We start from the raw sequence: 15,441 nt of genomic DNA on the forward strand, positions 1-15,441 counted from the left end.
AGGATGCTAACTTGCATCCTCTCTTACTAATAATTAATATAACCAGTGTCCGTCGCTAGCAAAAGTATACCATTTGCTGACGATTTTTACTTTACCTGTTACCATTACGCCAGTTGTAGGATTAAAATAGTACCACTTGTTGTTTATTTTCTTCCAGCCCACTGCCATATCGCCATTAACTGAATCTAAATAGTACCACTTTTTAGATAATTGAATCCAGCCAGTCTTCATTACACCATTAGCATCAAAATAGTACCATTTGCCGCCAATTTTATCCCATCCGATTGACATATCGCCGTTTACAGAATCAAGGTAGTACCACTTGCCTTTATCTTTGAACCAGCCAGTTTTCATGTCACCCGCAGGATTAAAGTAATACCACTTGCCATTCACTTTAAACCAGCCAGTTACCATATAACCTACATTCTTAGGATTTAAGTAGTACCATTTTCCATTTTCAAGGTACCAGCCAGTTAAATAATCGCCAAACTCATCATAAACTTTCCAACCTTTAGCATCCGGTTTCCAACCTTTTGTGAAAACTTTTAAAGAAGCAGAAGATTCATTTCCATCTTTATCTGTCAAATGTCCTGGGAACAGATATTGGGTCTTTGACTCAACATTTATACCTAAAAGATTAGCGTATAGGTCAGAAAGCATTGGGAAGATATCCGTTTTCAACTCATCAACAGTGAACAATTGGTCTGGAGTTTCCTCAACTGGATCTACTGTACCGCCCATTAATTGATCAATTCTATTGGACCAGTTTGCTGCCTTCTGTGGATCTAAAACAGCCACACCATTAACAAATTGAATATCAAATTCGTCTTTTGTTAATGGAGAAACTTTACTGTAGTCAAAACCAGAAGGAAGTGTTGAAAGGGTAACTGCTGTATCAGAAGTGATATCAATTTCCTTTACAATTTTGTCTCCTACATCATGTCCGCCAACTAAATTTAACGTGAAGTTGTTGTTGTTATCGCCAACCGCATTGATTTTTTCTCCGTTCGCTAAAACGAAGGTAATTCCAGTTAACTTAACAGCTGGATTACTTGCCGCATGTGAAACGCCAGCAGGTAGCACTGTCATCAGTAAAAGGAATAAAAAGCTAGATAATGCAATAATTCTTTTCACAATAATCCTCCTAGTTGTTATTTACTAAACCTCTGAATCTATAAACTAGAACGCTAGTTTACTATAAGAAGCAATAGTCTTATTTTACATAAATCTACCATTTTCTACAACAAAATAATACATTTTACCTATACATTATTTTAAAGCGCCGACAGCTTTATCCATTAACGCGGACCGCTTCTGCTTTTTCAGACTTACATAATGATTCTTAATCGGCTTCGCTTCATCAGCACTGTACCCTGAATTTCCCAGTTCTTTTACTAGGGCATTATAAATATAGTTAAATGAAGTGTCTGTACTAGCTTCTAGTCTTTTGGCAGCACCATTATATTTTGAATAAAAATAGAAATAAGAAATATCCTCACCATTGGCCTTTTTTTCTTGATATTCACTCATGGCATATGATAATAAGTTATTAAGCTTACTGTCCGCTTGTCCTTCGAGATCCTGAAAGGCTGGTTGATACTTTGCGATAATGCTAGCGGCAGTCGGCTTTGTATTAGCTGCAGGAGTCTTCGTTTCTGCACCTGAATTAGCAGCCTCATGCGTTTCGTTTGTTGAACTATACGAAACATTTTTTACCGACTTACTTATTTCCTGGCCCTTTGCATTTGCAGGAGATTCTTTCTGCGGCGCGTTCACTTCAGGTAATTTGATGTTAAAATCAGTTTTCACAATATTATCTACTTTTGAATCCGCCGTCTTATATTCTTTAATATTGAGGTAATAATAAAGCGATCCTGCCCCCACTGCTAATATGACAACGATGATGCTTAAAAAAATTGTCCATTTCTTCACTTTCGATCACCTTTATTTCGACAAATTTACCTATAATATTATCATATTTTGGTATTTTTCAATAATATTTTATATAATTAGGATAAATTGACTAGTAAACTACTACAAAAATGGTTTTTAATAGAAATAGAGTAATGAGTAAGAAATGAGGGCACCTAATGAAAAAAGTATCCATTTTCCTATCTACAATCATAATCACAGGCCTTTTTTTAACACCCAAGCCGGCAGCCGCTTTTTCACAGCCCAATCTCCAATTGTCAGTCATGAGCGATGTACATATTAACAAGGACAGGCCGAGTAATAAGTTTGAGAGTGCCTTAAATGACCTGAATAGGATTGCCCCAAGATATGACGCGATTGCCGTTGTCGGAGATTTTACGGATTCAGGGTATGAAGAGGAATATCAAACCTTTACAAACATTCTCAAAACCTATAAAAACCCACTGGCAGAATCGATTATATCCATTGGGAACCATGAATATCGCGAAACAGTTGTCGATCCCACTTCTCCTGCGACCGATGACGAGCTAAAAGCCAGGTTCATGAAATACAATGGCGATCCAATCACCAAGGTTTATTTTGATAAATGGATCAAAGGCTACCATTTCATATCCTTGGGAGGAGAGCTATCGCCTAAATCGTTAACCCCTTATGAAAGCAGTAATCCGGGGGCTCGTGATTGGGCCTATATTTCAGAGGATCAGTACCAATGGCTGGAGCAAACACTGCCTATCAATGCCTCCAGCAATAAACCAATATTTATCCTCTTACATCAGCCGATCGCCAATACTGTCTATGGAAGCGACCGCTGGAATGCCGGATTTGATAACCAAAGATTGTTAGCTATTTTAAAAAAGTACCCGCAAGCCATCTTAATTTCAGGCCATACTCACTATCTATTAAATCATCCGAAAAGCATTTACCAGGATGGGTTTACCATGGTCAATACAAGTTCGATTGAAAGTACTTGGTACGATGGCGGCTCGGTTCCAACACTCTCTCAAGGCTACGTTATTAATGTTTACGATGACCGTGTTGAATTTAAGGCACGGGAATTCAGTGATGGAACGTGGATTCGAACGGAAACCATCCCCATCCCTTTTAAAGAAACAACGAAAGATGCATCGAAGCCTTACTTTCCTGCATCGGCCAAAACAGGTATAAGCACGATCGGCAAGACAGATGCTGCATTTACGTGGGACCGCGGGAATGATGATACGGTGGTTGACAGGTATGTCATTAAAAAAGATGGCCAGTTAGTAAAGACGATTTATTCACGTTATTGGGAGCCGGAGGAAACCCTGTCCCTATCCGTCAATAATTTATTCCCGAACACCACCTATACCTATGAAGTTTTTGCAGTAGATGCTTATGATCATGTCAGCGACAATCCACTTAAAATCACCTTCACGACCCAAAGCGTCACCGGCTGGTACCAGTCCAGCAACAATTGGTATTTCTTTAATAAGGATGGGGTAAAACAAACGGGTTGGCTGCAATTAAATAGCAAATGGTACTTCTTTAATCCCTCAGGAGCGATGCAGACAGGCTGGAATTACATAAATGGAAAGTGGTACTTCTTCACTGAAAAAGGTGAAATGATGACAGGATGGATGAAGGAAGGGACATCGTGGTATTTTCTTGATTCTAACGGTTCGATGCACACCGGCTGGCTGTTTACCGGCAGCAAATGGTACTACCTCGATTCACATGGAGTCATGAAAACAGGCTGGATTTCCACGCAAAAAAATTGGTATTACTTGGACGAAAAGGGTGTTATGCGCACCGGCTGGCTGCCGCTGGCGAACCAATGGTATTACCTTAAGTCAGATGGTGTAATGGTGACCAATTGGCAATTCATCAATGGAAAATGGTATTACTTTTTATCGAATGGACAACTAAAAGCATAATGAAAAGCCCCTGCCTGCAGCGGGGGCTTTTCATGTTCACTTAATCCAGTGCACCTTCCACATTTTTAAATTGATTGAAAAACATCTGGTAATATCGCCCTTGTTTCTCCATTAGGGCATCATGGTTTCCTTTTTCGATAATCTGCCCTTGGTCAATGACCATGATCGTATCGGCATCGCGAATCGTATTTAAACGGTGAGCGATGATAAAGCAGGTCCGGTCCTTCATCAAAGTCAGCAGTGCGGCTTGAATATGGAGCTCCGTTCTCGTATCAATGCTGCTCGTGGCCTCGTCTAAAATAAGCAGCGAGGGTTTCGCTAAGATGACCCTGGCGATTGCTAACAGCTGGCGCTGACCCTGGCTTAGGTTTCCTCCATTTTCAGAAAGCACGGTGTCATATTGACGGGGCAGCCGTTTAATGAACGCATCGGCATTTGCCATCCTTGCTGCTTGTTCGACTTCTTCATCCGTTGCTTCCGGCTTCCCATACTTAATATTCTCCTTAATGGTTCCGGAAAACAAATACGTATCCTGCAAGACAAAGCCGAAGCAGCTTCGCAGGCTGTCCCTTGTGTACTCTCGAATATCACGGCCATCGAGCAGAATTCTTCCGCTCGTCACATCATAAAATCTTGTCAGCAGATTCACAATCGTCGTTTTTCCGGCACCGGTTGGCCCCACCAAGGCCGTACTGCTGCCTACCTCTGCTTCAAAGCTGACATTCTTTAGAATCGGGACATCCGCCCTGTAACCAAAGCTGACATTTTCAAACACAACAAGGCCTTTTGGATTTATCAAGGCAGCGGCATCTTTCGGATCAGCGGGTTCTTCCTGCTCATCAATAATTTCAAAAACCCGCTCCGCCCCGGCGACGCCCGATTGAAGGATATTAAAAATGTTAGCCAAATCATTTAGCGGCCTGACAAATTGTCGCGAATAGGTGATAAAGCTGGCAATAGCCCCAACGGTAATCAGGCTTTTCACGGCAAGTATCCCGCCGACCACGGCGATGACCGCAAAGCCAAGATTATTGATAACATTCATAATCGGCATCAGGAACCCTGACCAAATTTGCGCCTTAAGGCCGACCTCACGCAAGTTCTCATTGACCGTACTAAACTCCTCAATTACCTTTTCCTCATGATTAAAGGCTTTAACCACTTCAATCCCAGAAATCGATTCCTCAATATGGCCGTTTAATTGGCCCAGCTGGATTTGTTGATTTTTAAACATGACGCTTGTTCTCTTCGCAATCGTCCTAGTCAGCAAAAATACAAGCGGCACGGTAATCAGGCTTGCCAATGTTAACAATGGGCTTAACACCAGCATCATAATTAACGACCCGGCAATGACAATTACCCCGGACATTAATTGGGTTGTCGATTGGGAAATGGTATTGCTGACATTATCGACATCGTTGGAAAGCCTGCTCATCAGCTCGCCATGGGTGCGTGAATCAAAAAAGGAAACGGGCAGCTTTTGCAATTTTTTAAAAATAGACTCCCTTAAGCTTTTGACTATTCGCTGCGCTACGCCGGCCATCAGCCATCCCTGCAAAAAGGTGAGGAAGGCATCCGCTATATAAGCAGCTATTAAAACCATAATCATCATTTCGAGAACATTGAAATCTACCTTGCCCTGTTTGAGAGTCATAGCATCGATGGATTTCCCAATCAGGAACGGAGCTGCCAGCATGAGGGCAGCGTCGACTAGAATAAAGATAAAGATGATGGTCAGCATTTTCCGTTCTTTGCCGAAGTAATCCCACAGCCGTTTTAGTGTTCCTTTAAAGTTCTTCGGCTTTACCACCGGGCCCCTTAATCGCTGGGCACCACCTGGCCGTAATGGGGGAGGGGCAGGTGGACTGCTTGTTTGCTGGTTTGACATTTTATGATACCTCCTTGCCCATTTGCGAGTGGTAAATTTCCTGATAAACCTTACAATCTTTCATTAATTCATGATGATTGCCGACCCCAACGATTTCTCCGTGGTCAAGGACAACGATTTTATCGGCATCCATAATCGAGGTGATCCGCTGGGCAATCAGGAGGCACGTAAGGCCCTTGGCATACTTTTTCAAGCCTTCCTTAATTTTAGCCTCGGTTGCCACATCGACTGCACTTGTACTGTCATCCAAGATTAAAATTTCCGGTTTTTTCACCAATGCCCGGGCAATTGAAATCCGCTGCTTCTGCCCGCCAGAAAAATTAACGCCTCCCTGGCCAATTTTTGTGTTGTAGCCTTCAGGAGAGGCTGAGATAAAGTCGTGTGCACCAGCGATATTTGCCGCGTCCTCCATTTCCTCATTAGAAGCATCTTCTTTTCCCCAGCGAAGATTTTCCACAATACTTCCCGTGAACAAAATATTCTTTTGCGGGACAATCGCAATTTTCTCCCTTAGTTTTTTGGGATTTACCTGGCTAATATCTTCTCCATCCACTTTAATCGTACCGTTTGTGACATCGTAAAATCGGGGAATGAGCCCAACGAGCGTACTTTTCCCCGAACCAGTTGAGCCGATAATACCGACTGTTTCGCCGGGTAAAATGGTCAGATTTATATTTTTTAAGATGGGCTGGCCCGATGCGGTCTCATAGGTAAAAGAGACATTCTCAAATTCAATGCTGCCCTTTTCTCCTTGTTTTGGCGCGGCTTCTGTTTCCATAACGGAAGGATCCTCAAGCATAAAGACCTCACCAATTCTGCTGGTAGAAGCCCTCGCTCTGACAAACATATTAAAAACCATCGAGATCATCATTAAAGAAAATAAGATTTGCGTCATATAGTTGGTAAAGGCAATAATGTGGCCGACCTCGATATTCCCTTTATTCACCCCTAAACCGCCGAGCCAAAGCACGACGACGATCCCCAGATTCACGGTCAGCATGATCGCCGGGCTGAAGGTCGCCATCAAACGGCTAGCAGTAATTGATTGATCGCGGAAATGCTCATTCGCCTTCGTAAATTTTCCGATCTCCACATCAAAGCGATTAAAAGCTTTGACAACACGTACCCCCGATAAATACTCCCGCATTACAGCGTTGACCCTGTCGAGCGCTTTTTGCACCTTGGCGAAAAGCGGAAATCCTATTTTCATATTGAAAATAATGAGGATGGCCACAATCGGCACAACGACTGCGAGGACGACCGCAAGGTGAAGGTTAAGGCGCGTCGCCATGATCAGGCCGCCAATGGCAAGCAGCGGGGCCTTAACAAAAATCCGCATCAAGCCGTTAACGAAGACCTGCACCTGGGTTACATCATTGGTGAGCCGTGTAATTAACGACGCGCGGTCAAACCTATCAATATGTTTAAACGAAAGTGTTTGGATCTTTTTAAACAAATCGGACCTGAGTTCCGTCCCAAAATTTTGCGAAACAATACTGGCGATGATGCTCCTTGATGAAGCCGCAACTGCTCCACAGGCCGTAATCAGGAGCATGACGCCCCCCATTTTTAATACATAATGAAGGTCCTTTTCCGCTACACCTTTATCGATGACTTTAGCCATGATTGTAGGCTGCATTAAATCACTAATCGCCTCGAAGGTGAGGAATAATACAGCCAGGCTAAAAGACTTCCAATACTTGTTGATGTATTTTTTAAAAAACTTCATGCTATTCACCCCGGGTTAATCGGAAATCTTTTGATAAGACTATTATAATTTTGTGTTCAAGGTTTAAACAAATTTTTACGACTGCCGAAATGATTAAAATTCCATTAAAAAATGGCCCATCATTTCGAATGGACCATTTTTAATAAAAAGCTCTGAGACATTTCTGTTGATTTCCGCTCCAATCAACAGTGTTGGAATATTATCATTGCGCTTTACTATTCAACCGGACTGAATTCATGAACCCAGACGCGCATTTGCGGGAGCCATGGCATGCCAGGGTGAATGGAAAGAATCGATTGCTTGTATTCCTCTACTGTTTGGAAGCCCTCGCGGCGGGCATCATCATCTGTCAGCTCACCTAAGCTTTGTGAATAAACCTTATCCACAACGAACTTCCGGCCATCGAGTGTCATGATTTCGCCTGGATCAGCGTAACGGCCATTCCGGCGTGTGGCTGTTTTTTCTCCGGATAGGACTTTCTTCACATCCTCTTCCAATGTTACAAGTCGTTCAACAGAACATGTTTTTGGCGGTAAGGCCTGGTTTTCATTTTGAGTAGTCATAGAGTTTCTCCTCCTTTAATTTGTTTATTTTACCATATTATCATGGTAGGTATCGTTTTAAACGCTTTCTAACCCAACTTTCCACCTTTATCGTGGTATTTCAGGATCCCTTCGGCTGCACGGTAGGACATGGCCCCGACTGTTCCCGTCGGATTATAGCCAGAGTTATGCGCAAAAGCGGATGCACCCACAACGAATAAATTATCGTAATCATGCATTTGCGAATAATTATTGACCGCAGAGGTTGACGGGTCTGATCCCATAATCACCCCGCCTGTATTATGTGTCGATTGATAGGTGCTAATATCGTACGGTCCTAACTCCTTCAATGCATCGATATGGTCCGCACCCATTTCCTTTACGATATCTGCACATTTACTGGCAAGATACACTGCGAGCTGACGGTCCTGTTCTTCAAAATCAAAAGTGATCCGAATTAGCGGGTCGCCAAAAGCATCCTTGTAGGTAGGATCAAGGTCAAGAAAGTGGTGCTTAAATGGCATGGATGACCCTTGGGCCCCAACGGTTAATACACTGTTTGCATATTTTAACGACTGCTTCTTAAATTCTTTCCCCCACATCGGCGTCCCTTTTGGAACAGGATTGTTTTGAATCGGCCTGTAGCCCGTTTGCGTCAATGAAATCCCGCCGCCATGGATAAATTTTAGATTGGAGTGATCAAAATTATCCCCATTGAAATCATCCAGCAGGATACCAAGCGCACCAGCCCCGGCATACGTATTAAATTCTTTATCATTAAAAAAGCCAACGGCATTTCCTTTCATGACTTGGTAAGCATAGTTTTTACCGATGACGCCTCTTCCGGACGCCGGATCATACGGTCTTCCGATATCCGACATCAATAACAAACGGACGTTATTGAAAACATAGCTTGTCACCACAACAATATCGGCAGGCTGTTCAATTTCCTCTCCGGTTGTCGTGTCTATATACATAACTCCCGTCGCCTTGTTTCCTGTTTTTAATATTCTTCTTACGTTGGAATGAGTTCTGATTTCAAAATCCCCTGATTTCAGTGCTACTGGAAGCACTGTTACAACAGGATCTGCCTTTGCCCCATACTCACAGCCAAACCGTTCGCAATAGCCGCAGTATTGACAGGCTGCCCGCTGGATTCCATCCGGGTTTTTATACGACTCCGATAAATTGGCAGATGGCAGCATATAGGGATGCAGGTTCATTTTTTTCGCCGCTTTTTCAAACATTTTAATCGGTGGCGATTTTTTCATTGGCGGGGTAGGATATTTATCAGACCTTTTCCCCCCAAGTGGATTTTCTTCACCGGAAATCCCGCAAGTTTTTTCAAAGCGATCAAAATATGGTTCAAGCTCGTCATATGTAATGCCCCAATCCTGAAGGGACATTTCCGCCGGGATTTTATTTTTTCCATACTTTTCAATCGTTTTGCTGTGGATTTCAAAATCATATGGAAGAAACCTAAATGTATGCCCATTCCAATGGACACCTGATCCGCCTAAACCGTCACCAAACAGAAATGAACCGTACTGTCGCATTGGCAGGGCACGGATTTTCTCATTGCCGCGGAAAGTGATCGTTTCTTTCGCTAAATCTTGCATCAGGTCATAGCGTAATGCATATCTCAGCTCATCATGGACCATATAATAATCTTCAGTTTTCCGTTCCTTTCCCCTTTCTAAGCCGACTACCTTTAACCCTTTTTTCGTTAGTTCTGAGGCAATAATTCCTCCAGCCCAGCCAACCCCAACGATGACAACATCTACTTTCGGTAATTTTCTCGCCATGTTTTCACCTTCTTTTTAAAAATTTCTACTTGCCCATATGGTTTTGCAGACTTTGTGGTTTAATTTTCTTAAAATCCTTCTCAATCACCGAAGCATAAGCCATTTGACTTCCTGGATACTTGCGCATTTTCCAGCCATCCATATTTTTATTGCCGCCATAAAGCGGGTCACTATAAACACCTTCTAAGGTTGAACTCCTCAGCATATTGAAAAAACCACTCGGTGAAATTGTGGTAATATTCACTTTGTCTTCCTCAAAGTCTTTCAAAATTGCGTCCTTCTCGTCGCCCTTTAAATCGATAAAGTCCTTCTTATAAACAGATTGGCTATGGTTATTCAGTTCGCGTAAGGCAATGTCAAAAATATCTCTCCGTTTTAACCGGCCTTGGAAGCCTTGAACCTTTTCCCCTTTAAAAAAGGGCGCCTGCATATACTCCCGGGAGTTAAAGCCCCAGTCGCCTGCTAATTGGTGATCAATAAAAAAGGCAACCCCCAATTCTTTGGCACCCGGTCCATGATCATCCTTCGGATAAATTCGCTCAGTTGCTGCTTCAACAATCCGATATTGTTCAGGGGTAAAATACATGAGTGCTCGATTAAAATTCTGGGCTGTTTCCTCTTTATGTTTCTTTGCCGTCCCGAGCGGGAGGATGCTCCCTAAAACACCGCCAACGGCAAGACCTCCAACTGTGTAGCCCGTATTACGAATAAATTTTCTCCTTGATAATAAATCCGGTTGTTCCTTTTTTTCTTCTGTCATTCCAAACACCTCCAGAGGAAAATGAATAAAAAAACTGTATACTTTGGCAGTTTTCTGCCTTCTGTTTGATAATGTTCCCAAAATAAACCATTCATACGCAGAAAAGGAAAAGGGAAATTTATTTTTAAATAAGGAGGCGACGAAGGTAATGAAGAAGAATTTGAAAATTTGCTGTGCACCTTTAATCGGGACCCTTCTGCTACTAGGCGGTTGTTCTGGTCAACAAGATCTAAAAGCGCATGAGGCAGATGCGGCCATCAATCATGATCTGCATCAACAGTCCCTGAACAACAAGGGAAATGGAGTCGTCCACGGCAATCATAATAGTATAAATGTGATTCCGAGTGTGGACCGCTCCAAGAAGAAAACAACTCAAGCAACAAGCGGGCTGGGCAGCAATGTCTATAGCTTAATTGGGAGTTCCAGTTTACATGACGGGGGAATTTCATCTCACTTAGAGTCAAGACTGGCAGGGGAGGGGGTTCCAGGCATTAAGGTGTTCGTCCTTGATGACACCATTATCCTCGCAAGAGCTAATCAAGAAACAACCTCTACCCGTTATGATGAAATGCAGTCAAAAGTGTTAACAAATACGAATGGCCTTTCCGGCAAAGGAAATTTAGATGGGGTAGACAAGACAAAGCTGAATACCGATGACAATTTAGATCGGGCCAAGGAAATCATGACAAAAGCCTTCAACGGCCAAGTTCAGATCCTAACGATCACTAATCCAAAAGCTTTGCCGCTCATCGATGGGATCAAAGCCAATATTAAAGCGCCAGCCCCGTCTTACAGCAAGCTTTCAAGTGATATTATTACCCTTGTAAAAATGGCGAACGAAAAATAAGACCGGGAGAGCTCCCGGTCTTTTACACATTTAAATCCCTTTTTTTATAAAAAACATACGTAACAATGGAGAGTACGGCGATTAATACAACTGAAAGCACAATAAAGACTGGATCGAGGCCGCCGCCAAACATGACATTTTTAGCTTCAAAATATTTAAAGGGAGTCAAATATTTTAAACTCTCAATATTCTCATTTAAATCGATCGAAATCGACAACATATACGTTAATAAAAGTATGCCAGTTGCTAATGATGCAGCCGTCTTAGGCCTCTTTTTGACCGCAGCGAGGGTACTGCCGATGACCATAAACAGCAGCTGTAAAATGAACATTCCAGCCATTAAAAGGGCGATATCCCCATTCACCGCTTCACCCTCATTGTATTTCGCGATAAGAGCAATGGACGAGATCCAGGTTGCCAGATTGAAAATGATGATATTCGTTAATGCTGCTAATAATTTTGCCGTAATGACGGTAATTCTAGATACTGGTTTGACGAACAAAAACTCAGAGGTCTTGTCTCGCTCTTCTTTGGCAATAATCGTTGCCCCCAGCATCGCCGCATGAATGGTTGCCATTAATAACAAATAGATAAACAGCATTCCATAATAACCGCTAACCGTTGATAAATCTAAATCACTCATGCCGAAAACAGCCCGCAGTGATTTTGGCATATCTTTAAGCAAATCATTGATCGATTGCCCTGATGAAGAATAAGCGTCATATTTTGTCATGCCTGAAACCACCATCAGGAAGACTCCAATGCTCCAAAAGATAATTGATTTTCGGTGTGACTTCAACTCTTTTACATATATATTCACCTTGGAAACACCTCCATTTTTAAACGGCATGAATATCCTTTTTAGAATAAACAACATAGCTAGCCATAATGGCTAGAAGGACAATGACAGCGCCGGCTATCAAAAAGGATGCTTCATAGCCTGAGTGTTTGATAATATAGGCAGTGTCAAAATATTTGAATGGCGAAATATAACGTTTTACTTCTTCCCCGGTGGTGTCACTAAATATCCCCAGAAAATAGAAGGCAAATACAGTGGCAAGCGAGACGGTCAGCACCGATTTGATTTTCGGAACAATCACGGAAATGATGATCCCTAAAGCGAGGAAAATCAGTTGAATGAAAAAAACCGTCAGCGAAAGCAAAAAGAAAATTTTCATGCTAAAATCAGCTGTTTTCACTTGGAAGGCCAGGATACTTGCTCCAGCAAAATAAATTATATTGGTGATGACCAGGGACCCGAATGCCCCCATTAACTTGGCTGTGAGTATTTGGCTGCGAGTCACAGGCTTTGTTAACAGAAAATCAGCTGTTTTTTCACGTACTTCCTTGCTGACAATAGAAGTGCCGAGATTCATTGCCTGGATGCCGGCGCACAGAGTGATAAACGATAATGGAAAGCTGTAGAAACCTAATATCGTAAAGAAGTTTCCTTGATTAAATCCGATTGCATTTCTAATCGCCTCTGGGTAATTTTCCAATATCTTTAAAAAACCCTCTGCATCCTTGGCAATGGAAGAATACAACGACATAAACAGAGCGATAATTAACACTAACGAGATCGACCAGATAATGGTCGACTTCCGATAAGCCTTCAACTCATGTAAAAAGATATTCATAGTTTCTTAGGCCTCCTTTTCATAGTAGTGCATAAAGATCTCCTCAAGGTCTGGTTCTTCAATCCATAGATTCGCAATTTCTATTTCCGCGATTTTCTTCATGATGGCATTGATATCTCCTCGGAATAGGAAGCTGGCAATCCTGCCATCAACGGCTAAATTATTCACGCCGTTCATTTGGAAATAATTCTGGTTGATTGGCGATTTGGTCTCAATCTTGAACTTTTTATAGTTGTTTTCTTTTAAGGTACTAATCTTTTCAACGGTAACAATCTTGCCCTCTTTAATGATGGCCACTCGGTTGCAAAGGCGCTGAACTTCGCTGAGGATATGCGATGAAAAGAGAATCGTCGCTCCTTTTTTATTTTCTTCCTCGAGGAGTTCAAAGAATTTTTGCTGCATCAGCGGGTCGAGGCCGCTTGTTGGTTCATCCAGGATAATGAGCTTTGGTTCATGAAGCAGACCCTGCACGATTCCGACCTTCTTTTTGTTTCCTAATGAAAGGTCATCAATCTTTTTATTAAGATCGAGGTCCATGATTTCCGCCAATTCTTTGATTCTCTTACTGCAATCCTTTTTATAAAAACTAGCTGAGTATTTTAATAAATCTTTCACTTTCATATTGTCATAGTAAAAAACTTCCGACGGCAGGTAGCCAATTTCTCTTTTTATTTCCGGGGCAAACTGGATGCAATCCTTGCCAAAAATGCTCGCGCTGCCGCTTGTTGGGTAGATAAGCGACAGCAGGGTTCGGATGGTGGTGGACTTACCGGCACCATTGGGCCCGATGAATCCAAAGATTTCACCTCCTTCGACATTGAAGCTGATGTTGGTGATTCCTCTTGCTTTACCATAGGTCTTTGTTAGATTATTAATTTCAATCACATTCATCGTTAGTAGCCCCCTTTATTTATAAAAACATCTGGTTAACACTTTAAAATATTCTTCCGTTTCATCCAGGATTTTTTGATAATCAATTTCATGGTTAGGTGACATTTTTGCTTGATTTAGGACTTCATCACTCAATTTTTCAAAGGTCCAAGTAATGATTTTTAAGATTTTTTTGAGGTCGACATCTTCTCTAAATTTGGAATAATCAATGCCCTCATAAAACTTCTCCATATTGATATGGGTCATTTCCTGCTTTTTCTTATCAAACTCCACTTTTATTTCTGGAGAGTCCTCCAAAAATACCTCTTGAATAAACTTAAATATATCCGGGTGGGTGCCCAGCATTTCCATTTTGACGATAACCGCCTGCCGGATCCTTGTAAAAAAGTCGGTTTCTTTAAAACTTACTTTTTGGTAATATTCGTCGGTTATGAGATTGGTGCAATAGTCAAATAAAAAGAAATACATCTGCTTTTTATTGCCGAAATAATGAAATAACAGCCCCTTTGAAATACCTGCCTCTTTCACGATTTCATTTGTCGAGGCATTATCATATCCTTTCTGGGCAAATTCCTTTATGGCAGCATTGATGATTCGATCTTGTTTTTCCTTTTCTAGGCTGAGAAACTTTGAAAACACTGTGCCAGCCCTCCTTTTGTTTTCATTGACCACACAGGTCAATGGCATCATTATAATCCCATTGACTCCTGTGGTCAATAGGGAGACAAGCCTTATTTTTTACAAAAATTTGAATGTTTATTGCGCTTTATAATATGGCTTATCCGGATGTGCTAACATGCATGGTGAAGGAGGTGGATCATCATTAATCTAAAAAATAGAGGTCCATCATTAAAGTTAGAAGGATTAATTGCTGCGCAATATCGGTTATCCAGCGGCCATCCTTGTATGCCTATTTTGGCTGCCAAACAATCTTCGGTCGAGGCCGGGATTGGAGGGGGGAAAAGAGTTGCTGAGATTTTCCAAAAACATTCATTTCCATTTGATCACCGCATTTTCCACGATTTATCTCCCAAATCTAATGAGCAATTTCAAATGGACAACTATTTTATGTCTCCCTGGTATGGCTTGGCTTTAGAAGTTAAAAATATTACAGGCGTTTTGGAGTTTAAGGATAATCCTCCTCAATTGATTAGGACCAGAGAAGATGGGCATATGGATGGTTATGAAAGCCCTGTAGCCCAATTAGAGCGGAACCGAGATTTGTTGGGTGCCTGGCTGAGACACCGCGGCATCAATCTCCCCATTTATGGGGCGGTTGTATTGGCGTATCCGAAGCAAATTGTGGCAGTTCCTCCTGCGAAAACAAAGATATATTCCCCAATTTGATTCCATCCTATATTCGAAGCATCCCACCACAAGGCAAACAGTTAGATATAGACACCTCCAATTGGCTTTCTAATGAACTTCTCAACAGTCATCAACGATTTATTCCCAAACCAATAAGTGAGAGTTTTTCGATACCTTTTAGGGATTTCAGGC

Annotated in this window: 14 protein-coding genes; 3 read left to right on the forward strand and 11 right to left on the reverse strand. The window is 41.9% G+C overall.

Annotated features, from left to right (window positions below; genetic code table 11):
• Positions 1-33: 33 nt before the first annotated feature.
• Together AC59HZ_RS20610 and AC59HZ_RS20615 are read right to left on the reverse strand one after the other, a co-directional pair.
• Positions 34-1,134, reverse strand: coding sequence for an N-acetylmuramoyl-L-alanine amidase family protein (locus tag AC59HZ_RS20610; RefSeq protein ID WP_496547652.1), 1,101 nt, complete (start codon positions 1,132-1,134; stop codon positions 34-36).
• A gap of 135 nt (positions 1,135-1,269) precedes the next feature.
• On the reverse strand, positions 1,270-1,932 hold the full coding sequence (locus AC59HZ_RS20615; protein WP_496547653.1) for a hypothetical protein: 663 nt from the start codon (positions 1,930-1,932) through the stop codon (positions 1,270-1,272).
• 158 nt (positions 1,933-2,090) lie between these two features.
• Here AC59HZ_RS20615 and AC59HZ_RS20620 point away from each other — a divergent pair, with 158 nt between their 5' ends.
• Positions 2,091-3,842, forward strand: coding sequence for a metallophosphoesterase (locus tag AC59HZ_RS20620; RefSeq protein WP_496547654.1), 1,752 nt, complete (start codon positions 2,091-2,093; stop codon positions 3,840-3,842).
• A 40-nt stretch (positions 3,843-3,882) separates the two neighbouring features.
• Here AC59HZ_RS20620 and AC59HZ_RS20625 read toward each other — a convergent pair whose 3' ends face one another.
• The 5 genes from AC59HZ_RS20625 to AC59HZ_RS20645 all read right to left on the reverse strand — a co-directional run bounded on the left by AC59HZ_RS20625 (position 3,883) and on the right by AC59HZ_RS20645 (position 10,566).
• Entirely contained in the window at positions 3,883-5,730 is a 1,848-nt protein-coding gene (locus AC59HZ_RS20625) for an ABC transporter ATP-binding protein (protein ID WP_496547655.1), read from the reverse strand.
• 1 nt (position 5,731) lies between these two features.
• Positions 5,732-7,459 carry an ABC transporter ATP-binding protein gene (locus tag AC59HZ_RS20630; protein ID WP_496547656.1) on the reverse strand — a complete coding sequence of 576 codons (1,728 nt, stop codon included), beginning with the start codon at positions 7,457-7,459 and terminating at the stop codon, positions 5,732-5,734.
• A gap of 215 nt (positions 7,460-7,674) precedes the next feature.
• A complete protein-coding gene (locus AC59HZ_RS20635; protein WP_496547657.1) occupies positions 7,675-8,022 on the reverse strand; it encodes an ASCH domain-containing protein in 348 nt (115 codons plus the stop codon).
• A gap of 68 nt (positions 8,023-8,090) precedes the next feature.
• Complete coding sequence (locus tag AC59HZ_RS20640) at positions 8,091-9,806, reverse strand: GMC family oxidoreductase (protein ID WP_496547658.1); 1,716 nt, start codon at positions 9,804-9,806, stop codon at positions 8,091-8,093.
• Positions 9,807-9,831: 25 nt separating this feature from the next.
• The gene (locus AC59HZ_RS20645; protein ID WP_496547659.1) at positions 9,832-10,566 is read right to left on the reverse strand and encodes a gluconate 2-dehydrogenase subunit 3 family protein; all 735 of its coding nucleotides are present in this window, start codon (positions 10,564-10,566) and stop codon (positions 9,832-9,834) included.
• A 148-nt stretch (positions 10,567-10,714) separates the two neighbouring features.
• Between AC59HZ_RS20645 and AC59HZ_RS20650 the strand changes: the two genes are divergently transcribed.
• The gene (locus tag AC59HZ_RS20650; protein ID WP_496547660.1) at positions 10,715-11,413 is read left to right on the forward strand and encodes a hypothetical protein; all 699 of its coding nucleotides are present in this window, start codon (positions 10,715-10,717) and stop codon (positions 11,411-11,413) included.
• 22 nt (positions 11,414-11,435) lie between these two features.
• Here the strand turns inward: AC59HZ_RS20650 and AC59HZ_RS20655 are convergent, their stop codons facing one another.
• From AC59HZ_RS20655 to AC59HZ_RS20670, 4 genes are read right to left on the reverse strand one after another with little or no spacing between them, the layout of a single operon-like run.
• Positions 11,436-12,233 (reverse strand): ABC transporter permease subunit, encoded by a 798-nt coding sequence (locus AC59HZ_RS20655; RefSeq protein WP_496547661.1) that lies wholly within the window; start codon positions 12,231-12,233, stop codon positions 11,436-11,438.
• A 19-nt stretch (positions 12,234-12,252) separates the two neighbouring features.
• On the reverse strand, positions 12,253-13,050 hold the full coding sequence (locus tag AC59HZ_RS20660; protein WP_496547662.1) for an ABC transporter permease subunit: 798 nt from the start codon (positions 13,048-13,050) through the stop codon (positions 12,253-12,255).
• 6 nt (positions 13,051-13,056) lie between these two features.
• A complete protein-coding gene (locus tag AC59HZ_RS20665; protein WP_496547663.1) occupies positions 13,057-13,941 on the reverse strand; it encodes an ABC transporter ATP-binding protein in 885 nt (294 codons plus the stop codon).
• 15 nt (positions 13,942-13,956) lie between these two features.
• Positions 13,957-14,580, reverse strand: coding sequence for a TetR/AcrR family transcriptional regulator (locus tag AC59HZ_RS20670; RefSeq protein WP_496547664.1), 624 nt, complete (start codon positions 14,578-14,580; stop codon positions 13,957-13,959).
• A gap of 267 nt (positions 14,581-14,847) precedes the next feature.
• Between AC59HZ_RS20670 and AC59HZ_RS20675 the strand changes: the two genes are divergently transcribed.
• Positions 14,848-15,288, forward strand: coding sequence for a nuclease-related domain-containing protein (locus AC59HZ_RS20675; protein ID WP_496547665.1), 441 nt, complete (start codon positions 14,848-14,850; stop codon positions 15,286-15,288).
• The last annotated feature ends 153 nt before the right edge of the window (positions 15,289-15,441 follow it).

Source organism: Neobacillus sp. DZ-9 (assembly GCF_059587065.1).

What these genes read in the sequence shown, in the direction of transcription:
- AC59HZ_RS20620 (WP_496547654.1), top strand. Translation starts at nt 2,091, where the DNA reads ATGAAAAAAGTATCCATTTTCCTATCTACAATCATAATCACAGGCCTT.
- AC59HZ_RS20625 (WP_496547655.1), bottom strand. Translation starts at nt 5,730, where the DNA reads ATGTCAAACCAGCAAACAAGCAGTCCACCTGCCCCTCCCCCATTACGG.
- AC59HZ_RS20630 (WP_496547656.1), bottom strand. Translation starts at nt 7,459, where the DNA reads ATGAAGTTTTTTAAAAAATACATCAACAAGTATTGGAAGTCTTTTAGC.
- AC59HZ_RS20635 (WP_496547657.1), bottom strand. Translation starts at nt 8,022, where the DNA reads ATGACTACTCAAAATGAAAACCAGGCCTTACCGCCAAAAACATGTTCT.
- AC59HZ_RS20640 (WP_496547658.1), bottom strand. Translation starts at nt 9,806, where the DNA reads ATGGCGAGAAAATTACCGAAAGTAGATGTTGTCATCGTTGGGGTTGGC.
- AC59HZ_RS20645 (WP_496547659.1), bottom strand. Translation starts at nt 10,566, where the DNA reads ATGACAGAAGAAAAAAAGGAACAACCGGATTTATTATCAAGGAGAAAA.
- AC59HZ_RS20650 (WP_496547660.1), top strand. Translation starts at nt 10,715, where the DNA reads ATGAAGAAGAATTTGAAAATTTGCTGTGCACCTTTAATCGGGACCCTT.
- AC59HZ_RS20660 (WP_496547662.1), bottom strand. Translation starts at nt 13,050, where the DNA reads ATGAATATCTTTTTACATGAGTTGAAGGCTTATCGGAAGTCGACCATT.
- AC59HZ_RS20665 (WP_496547663.1), bottom strand. Translation starts at nt 13,941, where the DNA reads ATGAATGTGATTGAAATTAATAATCTAACAAAGACCTATGGTAAAGCA.
- AC59HZ_RS20675 (WP_496547665.1), top strand. Translation starts at nt 14,848, where the DNA reads ATGCCTATTTTGGCTGCCAAACAATCTTCGGTCGAGGCCGGGATTGGA.